This is a genomic window from Cupriavidus taiwanensis, assembly GCF_900250115.1.
Taxonomy (GTDB): Bacteria; Pseudomonadota; Gammaproteobacteria; order Burkholderiales; family Burkholderiaceae; genus Cupriavidus; species Cupriavidus taiwanensis_B.
Genome location: NZ_LT984804.1, coordinates 896,555 through 911,402 on the forward strand (window position 1 = coordinate 896,555; position 14,848 = coordinate 911,402).

General features: G+C 69.3%; 14 protein-coding genes and 1 pseudogene. 10 read left to right on the forward strand and 5 right to left on the reverse strand.

Features of this window, described 5'->3' with window-relative positions; genetic code table 11:
- Positions 1 to 3 precede the first annotated feature (3 nt).
- Positions 4 to 909, reverse strand: coding sequence for a YihY/virulence factor BrkB family protein (locus CBM2586_RS20875; protein ID WP_115665126.1), 906 nt, complete (start codon positions 907 to 909; stop codon positions 4 to 6).
- Positions 910 to 951: 42 nt separating this feature from the next.
- The gene (locus tag CBM2586_RS20880; RefSeq protein ID WP_115689548.1) at positions 952 to 1,890 is read right to left on the reverse strand and encodes a LysR family transcriptional regulator; all 939 of its coding nucleotides are present in this window, start codon (positions 1,888 to 1,890) and stop codon (positions 952 to 954) included.
- 157 nt (positions 1,891 to 2,047) lie between these two features.
- Here CBM2586_RS20880 and gtdA point away from each other — a divergent pair, with 157 nt between their 5' ends.
- The 6 genes from gtdA (at position 2,048) to CBM2586_RS20910 (ending at position 8,785) form a co-directional block, all read left to right on the forward strand.
- Positions 2,048 to 3,094, forward strand: a complete 1,047-nt coding sequence (gene gtdA / locus CBM2586_RS20885) for a gentisate 1,2-dioxygenase (protein WP_115665124.1) — start codon at positions 2,048 to 2,050, stop codon at positions 3,092 to 3,094.
- A 64-nt stretch (positions 3,095 to 3,158) separates the two neighbouring features.
- Positions 3,159 to 3,857 carry a fumarylacetoacetate hydrolase family protein gene (locus CBM2586_RS20890; protein ID WP_115665123.1) on the forward strand — a complete coding sequence of 233 codons (699 nt, stop codon included), beginning with the start codon at positions 3,159 to 3,161 and terminating at the stop codon, positions 3,855 to 3,857.
- Positions 3,858 to 3,874: 17 nt separating this feature from the next.
- A complete protein-coding gene (gene maiA / locus CBM2586_RS20895; RefSeq protein WP_115689550.1) occupies positions 3,875 to 4,516 on the forward strand; it encodes a maleylacetoacetate isomerase in 642 nt (213 codons plus the stop codon).
- A 50-nt stretch (positions 4,517 to 4,566) separates the two neighbouring features.
- The gene (locus tag CBM2586_RS20900; RefSeq protein ID WP_115689552.1) at positions 4,567 to 5,781 is read left to right on the forward strand and encodes a 3-hydroxybenzoate 6-monooxygenase; all 1,215 of its coding nucleotides are present in this window, start codon (positions 4,567 to 4,569) and stop codon (positions 5,779 to 5,781) included.
- 112 nt (positions 5,782 to 5,893) lie between these two features.
- Complete coding sequence (locus CBM2586_RS20905) at positions 5,894 to 7,234, forward strand: MFS transporter (protein WP_115689554.1); 1,341 nt, start codon at positions 5,894 to 5,896, stop codon at positions 7,232 to 7,234.
- 174 nt (positions 7,235 to 7,408) lie between these two features.
- Complete coding sequence (locus CBM2586_RS20910; RefSeq protein ID WP_115689556.1) at positions 7,409 to 8,785, forward strand: serine hydrolase domain-containing protein; 1,377 nt, start codon at positions 7,409 to 7,411, stop codon at positions 8,783 to 8,785.
- A 32-nt stretch (positions 8,786 to 8,817) separates the two neighbouring features.
- On the opposite strand, the gene CBM2586_RS20915 is transcribed toward CBM2586_RS20910, so the two are convergent.
- Complete coding sequence (locus tag CBM2586_RS20915; RefSeq protein ID WP_115689558.1) at positions 8,818 to 9,426, reverse strand: cysteine hydrolase family protein; 609 nt, start codon at positions 9,424 to 9,426, stop codon at positions 8,818 to 8,820.
- Positions 9,427 to 9,626: 200 nt separating this feature from the next.
- On the opposite strand from CBM2586_RS20915, the gene CBM2586_RS20920 reads away from it, so the two are divergent.
- Positions 9,627 to 10,598 carry a GlxA family transcriptional regulator gene (locus tag CBM2586_RS20920; protein ID WP_115689560.1) on the forward strand — a complete coding sequence of 324 codons (972 nt, stop codon included), beginning with the start codon at positions 9,627 to 9,629 and terminating at the stop codon, positions 10,596 to 10,598.
- A 52-nt stretch (positions 10,599 to 10,650) separates the two neighbouring features.
- Here the strand turns inward: CBM2586_RS20920 and CBM2586_RS20925 are convergent, their stop codons facing one another.
- On the reverse strand, positions 10,651 to 11,280 hold the full coding sequence (locus CBM2586_RS20925) for a phosphatase PAP2 family protein (protein WP_115689562.1): 630 nt from the start codon (positions 11,278 to 11,280) through the stop codon (positions 10,651 to 10,653).
- Positions 11,281 to 11,477: 197 nt separating this feature from the next.
- Positions 11,478 to 11,936 carry a hypothetical protein gene (locus tag CBM2586_RS20930; RefSeq protein WP_231942610.1) on the reverse strand — a complete coding sequence of 153 codons (459 nt, stop codon included), beginning with the start codon at positions 11,934 to 11,936 and terminating at the stop codon, positions 11,478 to 11,480.
- A 329-nt stretch (positions 11,937 to 12,265) separates the two neighbouring features.
- Here CBM2586_RS20930 and CBM2586_RS20935 point away from each other — a divergent pair, with 329 nt between their 5' ends.
- From CBM2586_RS20935 to CBM2586_RS20945, 3 genes and pseudogenes are all read left to right on the forward strand, one after another.
- Positions 12,266 to 12,448, forward strand: coding sequence for a hypothetical protein (locus CBM2586_RS20935; protein ID WP_145987428.1), 183 nt, complete (start codon positions 12,266 to 12,268; stop codon positions 12,446 to 12,448).
- Positions 12,449 to 12,578: 130 nt separating this feature from the next.
- The gene (locus CBM2586_RS20940; RefSeq protein ID WP_115666458.1) at positions 12,579 to 13,016 is read left to right on the forward strand and encodes a YciI family protein; all 438 of its coding nucleotides are present in this window, start codon (positions 12,579 to 12,581) and stop codon (positions 13,014 to 13,016) included.
- A 370-nt stretch (positions 13,017 to 13,386) separates the two neighbouring features.
- Positions 13,387 to 14,837, forward strand: a pseudogene (locus CBM2586_RS20945) (DUF3300 domain-containing protein).
- The last annotated feature ends 11 nt before the right edge of the window (positions 14,838 to 14,848 follow it).

Genomic DNA, 14,848 nt, shown 5'->3' on the forward strand with positions numbered 1-14,848 from the left:
GCCTCAGGTATGGAACTCCTCCGCCCCGTCACCGCGGCCCGGCAGCCGGTGCCAGGCGCCGCGCTCGAATTCCGCGATCACCTGCGCGCCGAGCAGCAGCAGGGTCGCGGCGATTTCCAGGCTGAGCAGCACCACGATCGCCGTGGTCAGCGAGCCATAGACCCGTCCGACCTGCGACAGCGTGGTGAAGTACCACACCAGGACGTGGCGCGAGATCTCCCACAGCACCGCGGCGATCACCGCCCCGCTGAGCGCGTGGCGCAGCGAGAGCCGCCCGACCGGCATCACCAGGTAAATCGAGGTCAGCATCAGCACCTCGCCGATAAAGCCGAGCAGGTAGAGCAGGCCGGTGGAAAGCCGGTCCAGCGACCAGTCGCGGCCCAGCACCTCGACGTGCCGTTCGCCGATCGCCAGCAGCGCGCCCGAGACCACGGTGACCAGCAGCAGGCCGATGCTGAGCACGGCGATATAGCAATAGGGCAGCAGCGCCGAGACCAGGAAATGCCGGCGCCGGATCGCCACGCGGTGCTCGAAGATGACCGACATGGCGTTTTCCAGCACGGTGAAGGCGAGCGAGCTGAAGAACAGCATGGTGCCGAGCAGCACCCAGCCGATGGTGGCGCGATTGCGCAGGAAGGCGGCCAGCTCGGTGATCAGGGCGCGCGACTGGCCGGGCACGATCCATTCGAGATAGCGCGCCAGCGTCGACAGCAGCGACTCGGGCTCGATCACGTGCGACAACGCGATCACCATCAGGATCAGCAGCGGCACGATCGACAGCAGCGCGTAGTAGGCCACCGCGCCGGCCAGCAGCAGGCCCTGGTTGGCGCGGAACTGCCGCAGCGTGTGCCAGGCAAAGCGTAGCGGGTGGCGCAGCAGGCCGCCGACGCGGGTGTCGGTAAGGTGCATGTCAGGCACCGGAAGTGGCGGTAGACGACATTATGCGGCGCGCTAGGCCGGGTTTGCAGCGGGCGCCTGCGCCACGCCGGCCGCCAGCCGCAGGCAATCCAGCATCGCCGCCACCGCCGTGCGGGAGTCGCCATCCGCGCGCCAGTACATCGACACCGAGCCGAACCCCGCCAGCCGCAGCGGCACGATGCGCAGGACGCCCAGCTCTTCCAGCCGGCGCGCGGTGCGGTGCGAGGCCAGCCCGACCATGTCGCTGTTGTTGAACAGGGTCAGGTTCAGCACGGTGGAATTGCTCTCCACGCAGTCCGCTGGCAGCGCACGCCCGGCGCTGGCGAGCGCGCCTTCGAGCGCATTGCGGATCGGCGTGCCGCGCGGCCAGACCACCCAGCGGTGGCGGTACAGGTCGTCCCACGCCACCTTGCCGCCCTGCAGCAGCGGGTGCCGCGGCCGCGCCACGAAGTGGATCGGCTCCATGTAGAGCGATTCGGTGCGCATCTGCGCATCCTGCAGCTCCGGCGCCGACCGGCCCACCACGATATCCAGCTCGCTGCGCGCGAGCTGGGTCATGAGCCGGTCCATGGTGGTTTCCAGCAGCCGCACGCTGGCGCGGGGCATGCGCTGCATCAGCTGCAGCGCGGCCAGCGGCACGGTGTCCGACGCCGATGCGCCCGAGGTGCCCACCACCACGATGCCGCTGCCGCCGTCGCGCATGGCCTGCAGGTCGTCGCGGGCGGTGTCGAGCTGGGCCTCGATCCGGCGCGCGTGCTCGATCAGCGATTCGCCGTATGGCGTGGGCCTCAGGCCGCGCGCCTGGCGCTCGAACAGCGGCAGGCCGATATCGTCCTCGAGGTCTTTCAGCCACTTGGAAAGCCCGGGCTGGGTGGTGTTCAGCATGGCGGCGGACTGGCTCATGTTGCCGGTCTCGGCCAGGCTCAGCAGCATCTGCAGGTTGCGCAGGCGCAGTCTCTGGGTCCAGTCCATCGGGCGTGACCTATACGGTAAATCGTATCGATAAGATGAAATCTTCATTTCAGATCTTATAGCGCGGCGCGTATAACGACAACACAAGACGGTGCGCAGCAGACAGGCACCCACCCAAAGCGCTCTCGCAAGCCCGCTACCAAGTTACGGAGACAGCATGTCCGAGCACACCCCAGACCCGGCCCGCGTGGCCTACTACGAAGAAATCGGCCGCAGCCACATGACCCCGCTGTGGGAGTCGCTGCACGCCCTGGTGCCGCCGCAGCCACGTCCACAGATCGTTCCCGCCATCTGGAAATACGCGCAGATCCGCCCGCTGGTAATGCAGGCCGGCGGCGTCATCAGCGCCGAGGAGGCGGTCCGGCGCGTGCTGGTGCTGGAGAATCCCGGCATCCCCGGCAAGTCGAGCATCACCTCGACGCTGTACGCCGGCCTGCAACTGATCCTGCCGGGCGAGATCGCGCCCAGCCACCGCCATACGCAGTCGGCGCTGCGCTTTATCGTCGAGGGCAAGGGCGCGTGGACCGCCGTCAACGGCGAGCGCGCCACCATGCATCCCGGCGATTTCATCATCACGCCGTCCTGGACCTGGCATGACCATGGCAACCCTGCGGTCGAGGACGGCGGCGAGCCGGTGGTGTGGCTCGATGGCCTCGACATCCCCATGGTGCAGCAGTTCGACGCTGGCTTCGCCGAGAACTACCCCGAGTCGCAGCAGCCCGTGACTCGCGCCGAAGGCGACAGCTTTGCCCGTTTCGGCCACAACATGGTGCCGGTGCGGCACCGCGTGACCGATCCTACGTCGCCGGTCTTCAGCTACCCGTATGCGCGCTCGCGCGAGGCGCTGGACCAGCTTTACCGCAACGGCGAGCTCGATCCCTGGGACGGCGTCAAGCTGCGCTACGTCAACCCGGCCACCGGCGGCTGGCCGATGCCGACCATCGCCACCTTCATGCAGTACCTGCCGGCGGGCTTCCAGGGCAAGACCTGCCGCAGCACCGACGCCACCGTGTACAGCGTGGTCGAAGGGCGGGGCACGGTGCGCATCGGCGATGCGCAGTTCCAGTTCGAGCCGCGCGACGTGTTCGTGGCGCCGTCGTGGGCGCCGGTGCAGCTCGGCGCGCTGGAAGACGCCGTGCTTTTCAGCTATTCCGACCGGCCGGTGCTGTCCGCGCTGAACCTGCTGCGCGAAGCGCGCACCTGAGCCGGCAGCCCCGGCCAAGGCCGCCGGGCCGGCGCTTACCTGACCCCTCACTGGAAGCCTTACCATGTCCTACGTTTTCACCCCTCCCGCCACCGTTGCCATCCCCGTTGCCGGCAGCGATGAGCGGTTCGCGGTGCGCCGCGTCTACTGCGTCGGCCGCAACTACGCCGCCCACGCCCGCGAAATGGGCTTCGATCCCGAGCGCGAGCCGCCGTTCTTCTTCTGCAAGCCCGACGACGCCATCGTCCCGGTGCAGGCCGGCACCACGCTCGACCTGCCGTACCCCGCGCAGACGCAGAACTATCACTACGAAGCCGAACTGGTGGCCGTGATCGGCAAGGGCGGTTCCGACATCCCGGTGGCGCAGGCGCTCGAGCACGTGTGGGGCTACGCCGTCGGCCTCGACATGACCCGCCGCGACCTGCAGATGAAGATGCGCGAGATGGGCCGCCCGTGGGAAATCGGCAAGGCCTTCGACGCCTCGGCGCCGGTCGGCCCGATCCACCGCGCCAGCGACATCGGCCACCCGCAGCAGGCCGGCATCTGGCTGACGGTCAATGGCGAAACCAGGCAGCGCAGCGACGTCTCGCACCTGATCTGGTCGGTGGCCGAGACCGTGGCCTGCCTGTCGCAGTTCTTCCGGCTGGAACCGGGCGACGTCATCTTCACCGGCACGCCCGAGGGCGTGGGCGCGGTCAGGGCCGGCGACACCATGGTCACAGGCGTCGACGGCCTGGGCGAACTGACCGTGCGCGTGGTCTGAACCCAGCGAACCGAACCATGCAGCTCTACAGTTTCTTCAACAGCTCGACCTCGTACCGGGTGCGCATCGCGCTGGCTCTCAAGGGTTTGCCGTACGACTACCTGGGCGTCAATATCCGCACCGGCCAGCATCGGCACGCGGAATACGTCGACGGCATCAACCCGTCCGCGTCCGTGCCGGCGCTGGTCGATGGCGATTTCACGCTGGGCCAGTCGTTCGCGATCATCGACTACCTGGACGCGCGCCATCCCGAGCCGCGGCTGCTGCCCCAGGATCCGGAGCAGCGCGCGCGCGTGCTGGAGCTGTCGATGCTGGTCGGCTGCGACATCCACCCGCTCAACAACCTGCGCGTGCTGCGCTACCTGCAGGACACGCTGCAGGTCACGCCGGAGCAGAAGGACGCCTGGTACCGACACTGGATCGACCAGGGCATGGCCGGCGTCGAGCGGCTGCTGGCGCGCCACGGCCATGGCAAGTGGTGCTTCGGCAATGCACCCACGCTGGCCGATGTCGCGCTGGTGCCGCAGGTCGCCAACGCGCTGCGCATGGGCTGCCAACTGGATCGCTACCAGCGCGCGATGGCTGTGTTCGCCCACGCCAGCGCCCATCCCGCCTTTGCCCAGGCCGCGGCCGCGCGCCAGCCGGACTACACCGCCTGAGCACCGCCCAGGCAACGCCTGACGCCAGCGGCGCAGGCCAGGAGACAGACATGAACGAGATCCACAACGCGACCGGCAAGGTCCTCATCATCGGCGGCGGCATCGGCGGCCTGGCCGCGGCGCTGGCGCTGGCGCGCCAGGGCATCCGCGTCGAACTGCTGGAGCAGGCCGAGCAGATCGGCGAGATCGGCGCCGGCATCCAGCTGGCCGCCAACGCCTTCGCCGCGCTCGACGCGCTGGGCGTGGGCGAGGCCGCGCGCGGCCGCACCGTCTTCACCGACTTCCTCAGCCTGCGCGATGCGGTCGACACCAGCGTGATCGCGCAGGTCGATGTCGGGCAGGCGTATCGCGAGCGCTTCGGCAATCCCTATGGCGTGATCCACCGCGTCGATATCCACCGGTCCATCCTGGAGGCCGTGCAGGACCATCCGCTGATCACGATGCGCACCAGCACGCGCGTGGAGCAGCTGCTGCAGGACGAGCACGGCGTGACCGTGATCGACCAGCACGGCGAGCACCACCGCGGCAATGCGGTGATCGGCTGCGACGGCGTCAAGTCCGCCATCCGCCAGGCGCTGATCGGCGATGCAGCGCGCGTGACCGGGCACGTGGTCTACCGCGCGGTAGTCGACGTGGCCGACATGCCGCAGGACCTGCAGGTCAACGCACCCGTGGTATGGGCCGGCCCGCACTGCCACCTGGTGCACTACCCGCTGCGCGGCGGCCAGCAGTACAACCTGGTGGTGACCTTCCACAGCCGCGAGCAGGAAAGCTGGGGCGTGCGCGAGGGCAGCAAGGAAGAAGTGCTGTCGTACTTCCAGGGCATCCACCCGCTGCCGCACCAGATGCTGGACCGGCCGACTTCATGGAAACGCTGGGCCACCGCCGACCGCGACCCGGTCGAGCGCTGGAGCTTCGGCCGCGCCACCCTGCTCGGCGATGCCGCGCACCCGATGACGCAATACGTGGCGCAGGGCGCCTGCCAGGCGCTGGAAGATGCCGTCACGCTGGGCGCGGCGGTGCAGGCCGCCGCTGGCGACTACACCGCGGCCTTCAGGCTGTACGAGCAGGCCCGCATCCCGCGCACCGCGCGCGTGCTCTATGCCGCGCGCGACATGGGCCGCGTCTACCACGCCAAAGGCGTCGACCGCCAGGTGCGCAACCGCCTGTGGGCCGGCCGCACCCAGGCGCAGTTCTACGACGCGCTGCAGTGGCTGCACGGCTGGCGCGCCGACCGATGCCTGAGCCCCACGCCCTGGCTGTAAGCCGCTGAGCGCGGCGTTCTTTCCGCGCTGAAAAATATCCTGCATCGAGCTGGCGGCCGACGAAGCCGCCGGCCCTCTCGCGCCCTAAACCTGGCAACCAGGAGGAGACACCATGCCTGCCAGCCAACCGCTCAACGTCACCGCGTTCATCGACCGCCAGCCGCTGTCTGCGTTCCAGCTGACCATCGTCGTACTGTGCTTCCTGATCGTCGCCGTCGACGGCTTCGATACCGCCGCGATCGGCTTTATCGCGCCCGCCATCCGCGCCGAATGGCAGCTGACGCCGGCCCAGCTGGCGCCGCTGTTCGGCGCCGGGCTGGGCGGCCTGATGGCCGGGGCCTTCCTGTTCGGACCGCTGGCGGACCGCTTCGGCCGCAAGAGCGTGCTGGTGCTGTCGGTGCTGTGCTTCGGCGCGGCCAGCCTGGCGTCGGCATGGTCGCCGGACCTGTGGACGCTGGTGCTGCTGCGCTTCGTCACCGGCCTGGGGCTGGGCGGGGCCATGCCCAATGCCATCACCCTGACTTCGGAGTTCTGCCCCGAGAAGCGGCGCTCGTTCCTGGTCACCACCATGTTCTGCGGCTTCACGCTGGGCTCGGCGCTCGGCGGCCTGGCCTCGGCCGGGCTGATCGACGCCTTCGGCTGGCGCTCGGTGCTGGTGGCAGGAGGCGTGCTGCCGCTGCTGCTGGCGGTGGCGCTGGTCTGGCTGCTGCCGGAATCGGTGCGCTACCTGGTGATGACGGGCAAGTCGCGCGAGCGCATCATCGCCACGCTGCAGAAGATCGCCCCGCATGAAGACCTGCGCGGCGCCACCTTCGCCGTCAGCGAGCAGCGCGCCACCAGCTCGCCGGCGCGGCACCTGTTCCGGCCGGCGCTGCTGCGCGGCACGCTGCTGTTCTGGCTGACCTTCTTCATGAGCCTGCTGGTGATCTACCTGCTGTCGAGCTGGCTGCCGACGCTGCTGCGCGGCACCGGCCATTCGCTGCGCACCGCGGCGCTGGTGACGACCATGTTCCAGGTGGGCGGCACGGTCGGCGCGATCGCGCTGGGATGGTTGATGGACCGGTTCAACCCGCACCATGTGCTGGCCACCAGCTATGCGCTGGCGGCGCTGGGCATTGCCGCGGTGGGCAGCGTGGCCGCCGAGCCGGTGGCCGCGGGCGTGGCGGTCTTTGTCGCGGGCCTCTGCATCTCGGGCTCGCAGGTGGGCGCCAATGCCCTGTCGGCCAGCTTCTATCCGACCGACTGCCGCGCCACCGGCGTCAGCTGGGCCAACGGCGTGGGCCGGATGGGCTCGGTGGTGGGTTCGGTCGGCGGCGCGACCATGCTGTCGATGGGCCTGGGCATGCCCGCGTTGTTCGCGTGGATTGGCGTGCCGGCGCTGATTGCCGGGCTGTCGATGTTCTCGCTGGGCGTGGTCAGGCGGGAACGGCCGCAAGCGCGCCTGGCTGTCTGAAGGCGGCCGCTGCGCCGACATTCCCAAGGGTTATGGCTCTATTCCGAACAGAGGATTGTGGCCATGGCAGCAGGCCTGCAACATGGCGCCCGCGGCCTGCCCCGGCAGGCTGGCAACGCATCACAGAAGGCGGCGCGCGTACGGTGCAGCCGCCTCGACGGCCATGGAGACAGCATGCAGGGACAAGCGAAGTCGCGCGGGACGGGGTTCCGGCGCAGTCGGGGGTGGTGGAGGGCGGCGCCGCTGCTGGCGTTGATGGCGGCGCCGGCCGGCGTGGCGCTGGCGCAGGGCGCGGGCCAGCCCGCGGCGGTGGCCGAGAGCGAAGTCATGCAGGGCTTCCCGCCGTCGCCGCAGCACCAGGTCAGTCGCGGCACCGGCCTGCGCCCGCCTTATATGCGCTGGGCCTTCCGGCATGCGCGCGAGATCTCGCCGACGGTCGGCATCCGCCATGCGAGCCAGCCGCTGGCGTTGCCGGGCCAGTCGGCGCCGGCGCTGGACGCGGTCAGCTTTACTGTCGCGGGCCAGACCGTGCGGGTGGCGGACTACCTGCGCGACACCCACACCGATGGCTTTATCGTGCTGCACCAGGGCCGCATCGTGTACGAGCGCTACCTGGCCGGCATCGGCCCGCACCAGCCGCATATCTGGGCGTCGATGACCAAGTCCGTGACCGGGCTGCTGGCGGCGATGCTGGTCGAGGAGGGCAAGCTCGATCCGCACGCGCGGCTGGCGCAGTATGTGCCCGAGCTGGCCGGCAATCCGTTCGGCGAGGCCACGGTGCAGCAGAACCTGGACATGGAGGTGCCGGTCGGCTATCCGCAGGCGCTGCCGCCCGACCTGGGACTGTTCGGCGCGGTGGGCATCGTGCCGCGCAAGGCGGATGCGCCCGACACCATCTATGACTTCCTCAAGGTCGTGCATGCCACCGGCACCGCTGGCGAGGGCCCGGACGGCGGCGTCTGGTATTACCAGAACGGCTCGCCGGAAGCGGTGGCGTGGGCGCTGCGCCGCATCACCGGCAAGCGCTGGGCGGAACTGGTCACCGAGCGGCTGTGGTCGCGCTTCGCCGATGACGATGCCTACACCCAGGTCGACCGTCAGGGCACAGAAATGGCCAGCGGCGGCATGAACTCGACGCTGCGCGATGCCGCCCGCTTTGCCGAGACCGTGCGCCGCGCCGCGGCCGGCGATGCCACGCTCGGCATTTCGCCCAAGGCGGTGCGGATCGCGCTGCAGCCGGCCAGCAACCAGGCCCGCTTCGCGCGCGGCAATACCACCGCCGGGCGTGACGGCTATGGCTACCGCAACTACTGGTTCCAGCGCAACGACGGCGACGGCAGCATCGAGGCCAGCGGCCGCTTCGGCCAGAAGCTCTACATCAATCCCGCCAGGGGGCTGACCGTGGTGAAGTTCTCCGCCAGCCCCGACGGCGCGGCGCGCGCCACCAGCGCCGCCGCCGTGCGCAAGCGCGACGACCCGGCGCGCGCGCTGGAATCCGCCGAGGCCATGGTGGCCGCGGCGCACGCCATCGTCGCCGCGGCCAGCCGCTGAGCCGCGCCCGGCTCGGACAAGCTCGCCCTGGCTCAGGCCAGCGGCAGCTTCAGCACCTGCTCGGTGGTCAGGATGTCGCCGAAGGTGTCGTCGAGCGCGGCCAGCGCGGCGCGGTGCAGGTCCTGGTGCGCCACCGTGCCGGCCGCGGTATCGAGGTCGCGCGTGGCGCAGGCGTCCGCCGCGACGATCACGCCGTATCCCAGCGGCACCGCGTCGCGCGCCGCGCCGGTGACGCAGGCGTGGGTCATCAGCCCGGTGATGATCAGGGTCTTGATGCCGGCCGCCTTCAGGCGCTGGTCCAGGTCGGTGGTCGTGAAGGCGCTGACCGAGGTCTTTTGCACCACGGTGTGGTGCGGCGCCGGCTGCAGGTCGCCGTGGAAGGCCACGGTGGCGCCGTGTTGGGCGAACACCGGGCTGCCGGCGGGGGTGACGTGCTGGATGTGGAACACGGGCATGCCGGCCGCATCAGCGTGGTCGACCAGGCGCCGGGCGTTGCCCAGGGCGGCCGGGCCGTCGGGGATCGGCAGCTTGCCGCTGAAATACTCGTTCTGGAAATCGATCACCAGCACGGCGGTGCTGGCGGCTTCGATCGCGGTGCGGGCCGGCGCGCCGGCGATGGTGCGCAGGGTCGGGTGGTGCATGATGGTCCTCGTCGACAGGGAAGTAGGTGGACGGCGCCAGTGGCGGCCGCTGAGTTCGCCGCAGGCGCGGCATGGAGCGTAGTTTCCGGCGCCGCCGGCAGCGCCGGAAGTGGCCCGATGGACAACATCCGATAGAATCGGGCCAAGCTTTGTCAGCCACCAATTTGCCCCCAGCCCGGTCCCCACCCAGCGAGATTGCGATGCACACCGTCGCGGTGATTGCCTTCGAAGGCATCAGCCCCTTCCACCTGTCCGTACCCTGCATCGTCTTTGGCGACGACCTCGACCGCCTGGGCGTGCCGCGTTACCGTTTGCTGATCTGCGGCGAGGCGCCGGGGTTGATTGCCACCATGTCGGGATTCCGCATCGAGGTGGAACACGACCTGTCGGTGCTGGAGCAGGCCGATACCGTGATCATGCCGGCGTGGCGGGATCCGGGCGAGCGTGCCCCGCAGGCCCTGCTCGATGCGCTGCGGGCCGCCAGCGCGCGCGGCGCGCGTATTGCCGGCTTGTGCCTGGGCACCTTCGTGGTGGCCGAGGCCGGCCTGCTGGACGGCCGCACCGCGGCCACGCACTGGGCCTGGGCCGACGATTTCGCGCAGCGCTATCCGCGCGTGCGGCTCGACCGCGATTCGCTCTATATCGACGATGGCGCGATCCTGACCTCGGCCGGCACCGCCGCCGCGCTCGACTGCTGCCTGCACCTGGTGCGGCGCGACCATGGCGCCGAAGTCGCCAACCGCGTGGCGCGCCGCATGGTGGTGGCGCCGCACCGGCACGGCGGCCAGGCGCAATACATCGAGCAACCGCTGCCGCGCGCGGACGGCGCCGACCGGCTCAGCCTGGCGCTGGACTGGGCCATCGCGCACCTGGCCGAGCCGCTGACGCTCGATACGCTGGCCGAGAGGGCCGGCATGAGCCGGCGCAATTTCACGCGGCGCTTCAAGGAGAAGACCGGCACCACCGTCACGCAGTGGCTGCTGAACCACCGCCTGACCGCGGCGCGGCGCCTGCTGGAGACGACCGACAAGGGCGTCGACCTGGTGGCCGGGCTGGTCGGGTTCGGCTCGGCCGTTTCGCTGCGCCAGCACTTCACCCGGGCGCTTGCGGTATCGCCGTCGGCGTATCGCAAGCAGTTCGGCACCGCGCTGCCCTGCAGCGAACTCAGGTAACCTTCATCAGCGACGAGGCTACGGTGCGGATCTCGTCGAAATTGGTGATCAGTCAGAAGCTGAGCAGAAACATGCCGACCTGGAACAAGCCCTGGTACCGATCAAACAGGAACAGGAAGGGCGCTGCAATCCGCGCGCGCAACGGCGGCCGGGTCAGCGCCAGGCAGGTCAGCACGCCCAGCAGCGCGCCCGCGATCACGTCGGTCGGGTAATGCAGTCCGACAAAGATGCGGGCCATGCAGATCAGCAGCAGGGCATACGCCAGCGCCAGCAGGCCAAGCCACCGGGCGGCGACCATGACGCCGGCGGCTACCGCGCACCACATCATCGCGTGATCGCTGGGAAATGAGCTCCAAGTTCGCATGCCATCGTCCGAGGCCAGCAGAAAGCGCAGGCCGACATCCGAATTGGCCATGGGCCGCACGCGAAATGGCAGCCAGTCCGCCAGGAAGCGGCCCAATACCAGCGCGCAGAACGCGGCGATCACGGTCGCGGTGACGATTTCCCGATCACGCTGCTTGTCCGTGCCGTCGCGAAACCAGATCCACCACAGCAGCGTCACCATGGGCAGGCCGCGCAGCATGTAGAACTGCGTAAAGGCCAGCACTCCGCGGTCGAGGAAGGGCCAGCGGAAGGAGAACTGGTTGAGCCAGTGAATGATGCTGCTGTCAAAGGCGTTCATTCCCCCCTCCCGGGGCATGGTGACCCACGATCACTTATTTTTATATCGGCAGAGTATAGGCAGGGATGAGTGCTCGTCCACGAGGGGACGTGGGGCTTCGGTTGGTTGAAGCACGTAACGGGTCGTGCAGGGATGGTCATGGCGCACGCCAGGGCGGCTGCGTCGCTGCCGCCCGGCGCGCCATTGGAGCAGCCTGTTTAGTGGCTGTCGTGCCGGCGGGAGCCGCCGAACAGCCGCGCGCCCAGCACCACGCCGATCCCCAGCGCCATCGCCAGCGCGCGCACGGGGTTGGCATGGACGAACGATTCGGTGCGCTCCAGGCCGGTTTCCCACTCGGTCTTGACGCGCCCGGTCATGCGCCGGGCAACGTCCTTCGACTTTGCCGCGATTTCGGTCGCCGCGCTGCCCGACCTGGCGGCGAGTTCGACGAACTCCGCCTTGGCTTGTTCGAGGTTATCGCCGGTCAGGGTGGGCAGGCGTTCGAGCAGCCGGTCGAGCTCGCGCGCCAGGTCCTGCGATGCCGGCGATCGTGCCGACGTATCTTTCCACGCCGCGCCGGTGCGAGTGTCCGAACCCGATACCGAAGACATGCGCGTGTCCTGCTGGCGCAGGCCCGACGTGCTGGTGGGCGTGCTTGTCGTTTCCATCTGTTCCATGGTGCGCCTCCGCGTTGAAGTATCCGTGGCACACCGGGCCAACCCGGCGCGCCACGGCAGGGCGGTGCACCTTTCGTGCCGGGCGCCGGTCTGCAGCGTGAACGCCTCTGCGCCATGCTGGACGTGGCGCCGGCGCGGCTCGTCGACGGCGCACTCTCACACGGCATTACAAAGTCAGGCAGATTTGCGCGCCGGGATTGCGCCGCCGGACCCGCCAGCGCGGGACGGCGCGGCGCACGGGATGGTCGGAGCGCACAAAACCGCGCTGCGCGGCCTGGCATGGCGGTTGCGTCAGCAAGGGTGTCGTACTCTGCAAGCAGGAGGGCATCATGGCACATCAAATTCCACGGCCCGAGGAAGGGCCGCACGTACCTGAGGTGCCGCCGGCCGATCCTTCGCGCAAGAGCGAAGAGCAACTTCCTCCCCGGCACGACAACGATCTCGGCAAGCCACCGCGGCAGCCGGGACAGGAGGATCTGCGCCGCCAATCGTCCTGGTCCATGCAGCAATAGCATCGCGGCACCAGCGAGCAAAGCCATAGCGTCTATGCTGGACCGGTGTGCGACACGCCGCAGGGCGTGAGCGTGGAGCGTGCCGACCGGCGCGCCACATCGCCCACACAGTACCTGAGGAGGCATGTCGATGCGTGTCATGGTGATCGTCAAGGCAACCAGCGAGTCGGAAGCCGGCACGATGCCCGGTACCGAGCTGCTGGCAGCGATGGGCAACTTCAATGAAGAACTGGTCAAGGCCGGCATCATGCTGGCGGGCGAGGGCCTGCAGCCCAGCGCGAAGGGCAAGCGCGTGCGCTTTGCGGGCAGCCAGCGCACCGTGACCGATGGGCCTTTTGCACGGCCCGAGGAACTGGTTGCCGGATTCTGGCTGTGGCAGGTCAGGTCGATGGACGAGGCCGTGGAATGGGTCAAGCGCTGCCCCAATCCCATGGAAGGCGAATCCGACATCGAGATCCGGCCCTTGTTCGAGCTGGAGGATTTCGGCGCCGAACTGACGCCGGAGCTGCGCGAGCAGGAGGAGCGGCTGCGCGAGGAGGCCGCGCGCGCGGCGAAGTCGCAGGGCTAGCTTGGCGTTGCTCGGGAGAGACGGCGGTTCACGTGCGTATGGGACCGCCGTTTGTGCCGGATCGGGCGCTGTCATCCCCGCATCCGGCAGTCTGTCGGGCGGCGGTCCCACGCGCGACCATCGCAACCACCACCAGCATGGCAAGCGATGTCCGGCCACGAACGGCGACAAAAGTTTTTCCTAATTCACCTGCACAAACTTTTCAACTCGGCAGCCGTTGCCGGAATCTATAGTTTGTCAGGGCAAGACGTGATTGCTGAAGCTTTTCCAGGCCTGGCGCGGAGATGGCGCGGACGGCATGCTGGAAGTTGAGCCCCCATAAAGGCGCCCGGCGACGGGGGCAAGGGAGACGGCCATGGAGGGGCGGGGAATGCGTCTGTGGCGCCGGATCGGCGCCGGCCTGTGCGCGGGCCTGGCATGGCTGGCGCTCAATGTCCAGGCGCAGAATGCGCCAGCGCAAGCGGCACCGTTCAAGCCGGAAGAACTTGAGGCGCTGGTCGCGCCCATCGCCCTCTATCCCGATTCCGTGCTGTCCCAGGTGCTGATGGCCTCCACCTATCCGCTCGAGATCGTGCAGGCGGCACGCTGGGTCAAGGCCAATCCCAAGGTGAAGGGCGACGCCGCGCTGAAGGCGGTCGAGAGCCAGCCGTGGGATGTCAGCGTCAAGTCGCTGGTGGCTTTCCCGCAGGTGCTGGAGCCGATGAGCGACAAGCTGGACTGGACGCAGAAGCTGGGCGACGCCTTCATCGGCCAGGAGAAGGAAGTGCTCGATGCCGTGCAGCGGCTGCGGGCGCGCGCGCAGCAATCCGGCAATCTCAAGTCGAACGAGCAGCAAAAGGTCATTGTCGAACCGGCGCCGGCGACCGCGGCACAGCCAGCGCAGGGGGCGGCGCCGGCGCAGACCATCGTGCGGATCGAGCCGGCGAACCCCGAAGTCATCTACGTCCCGGCCTACAACCCGACAGTGGTGTACGGCGCCTGGAGCTATCCTTCCTATCCGCCGTATTACTGGCCGCCTTATCCCGCTTACTATCCCGGCGCCGCGCTGATGACCGGCTTTGCCTGGGGCGTCGGCCTGGCCGCTGCGGGCGCCATTTTCGGCAACTGCAACTGGGGCGGGGGCGACGTCAACATCAACGTCAACAAGGCCGCGAATATCGACCGCAATTTCGACCGTACCAAGGTGCAGGGCGGAGGCAAGTGGCAGCACGATGCCTCGCACCGCAAAGGGGTGTCGTACCGGGATAACGCAACCAGCGAGCGGTTTGGCGGGCGTGATGCGGCTGCCGCCAACCGCCGCAACGAATTCCGCGGCCGCGAGGGCGGCGTGTCCGACCGCATGGCCGGCGGGGATCGAGGCGACCGCGGCGGGGTTGGCGACCGCGGCGGGTAGGCGACCGTGGCGGGGTTGGCGACCGTGGCGGGGTTGGTGACCGCGGCGGCGTTGGCGATCGCGGCGGGGTTGGTGACCGTGGTGGGGTTGGTGACCGTGGCGGGGTTGGTGACCGTGGCGGAGTCGGCGACCGTGGCGGCGTCGGCGATCGTGCCGGCGTGTCGGACCGGTCCGCCGGCGGTGGCCGCGACAACGCATTCCAGGGTGTAGGCGGCGGCGGTGCGAGCGCGCAGCGCGATTTCGACCGCGGCCGTGCCAGCACGCAGTCGGCCTCGTTCCGCGACGGTGGCGGTCAGCGTGGCGGCGGTGGCTTCAGTGGCGGCGGCGGCCAAGGTGGCGGTGGCTTCAGCGGCGGCGGCGGCCGCGGCGGCGGGGGCTTCGGCGGTGGCCGCGGTGGTGGTGGCGGCCGTGGTGGCGGACGGCGTTGATCAGGGGACAG

Excerpts from the sequence above, each read along its gene's own strand:
- CBM2586_RS20930 (WP_231942610.1), bottom strand. The coding sequence starts at position 11,936 with ATGGAACAGATGGAAACGACAAGCACGCCCACCAGCACGTCGGGCCTG.
- CBM2586_RS20910 (WP_115689556.1), top strand. The coding sequence starts at position 7,409 with ATGCAGGGACAAGCGAAGTCGCGCGGGACGGGGTTCCGGCGCAGTCGG.
- CBM2586_RS20880 (WP_115689548.1), bottom strand. The coding sequence starts at position 1,890 with ATGGACTGGACCCAGAGACTGCGCCTGCGCAACCTGCAGATGCTGCTG.
- CBM2586_RS20890 (WP_115665123.1), top strand. The coding sequence starts at position 3,159 with ATGTCCTACGTTTTCACCCCTCCCGCCACCGTTGCCATCCCCGTTGCC.
- CBM2586_RS20920 (WP_115689560.1), top strand. The coding sequence starts at position 9,627 with ATGCACACCGTCGCGGTGATTGCCTTCGAAGGCATCAGCCCCTTCCAC.
- CBM2586_RS20915 (WP_115689558.1), bottom strand. The coding sequence starts at position 9,426 with ATGCACCACCCGACCCTGCGCACCATCGCCGGCGCGCCGGCCCGCACC.
- CBM2586_RS20935 (WP_145987428.1), top strand. The coding sequence starts at position 12,266 with ATGGCACATCAAATTCCACGGCCCGAGGAAGGGCCGCACGTACCTGAG.
- CBM2586_RS20905 (WP_115689554.1), top strand. The coding sequence starts at position 5,894 with ATGCCTGCCAGCCAACCGCTCAACGTCACCGCGTTCATCGACCGCCAG.
- gtdA (WP_115665124.1), top strand. The coding sequence starts at position 2,048 with ATGTCCGAGCACACCCCAGACCCGGCCCGCGTGGCCTACTACGAAGAA.
- maiA (WP_115689550.1), top strand. The coding sequence starts at position 3,875 with ATGCAGCTCTACAGTTTCTTCAACAGCTCGACCTCGTACCGGGTGCGC.
- CBM2586_RS20875 (WP_115665126.1), bottom strand. The coding sequence starts at position 909 with ATGCACCTTACCGACACCCGCGTCGGCGGCCTGCTGCGCCACCCGCTA.
- CBM2586_RS20940 (WP_115666458.1), top strand. The coding sequence starts at position 12,579 with ATGCGTGTCATGGTGATCGTCAAGGCAACCAGCGAGTCGGAAGCCGGC.
- CBM2586_RS20925 (WP_115689562.1), bottom strand. The coding sequence starts at position 11,280 with ATGAACGCCTTTGACAGCAGCATCATTCACTGGCTCAACCAGTTCTCC.
- CBM2586_RS20900 (WP_115689552.1), top strand. The coding sequence starts at position 4,567 with ATGAACGAGATCCACAACGCGACCGGCAAGGTCCTCATCATCGGCGGC.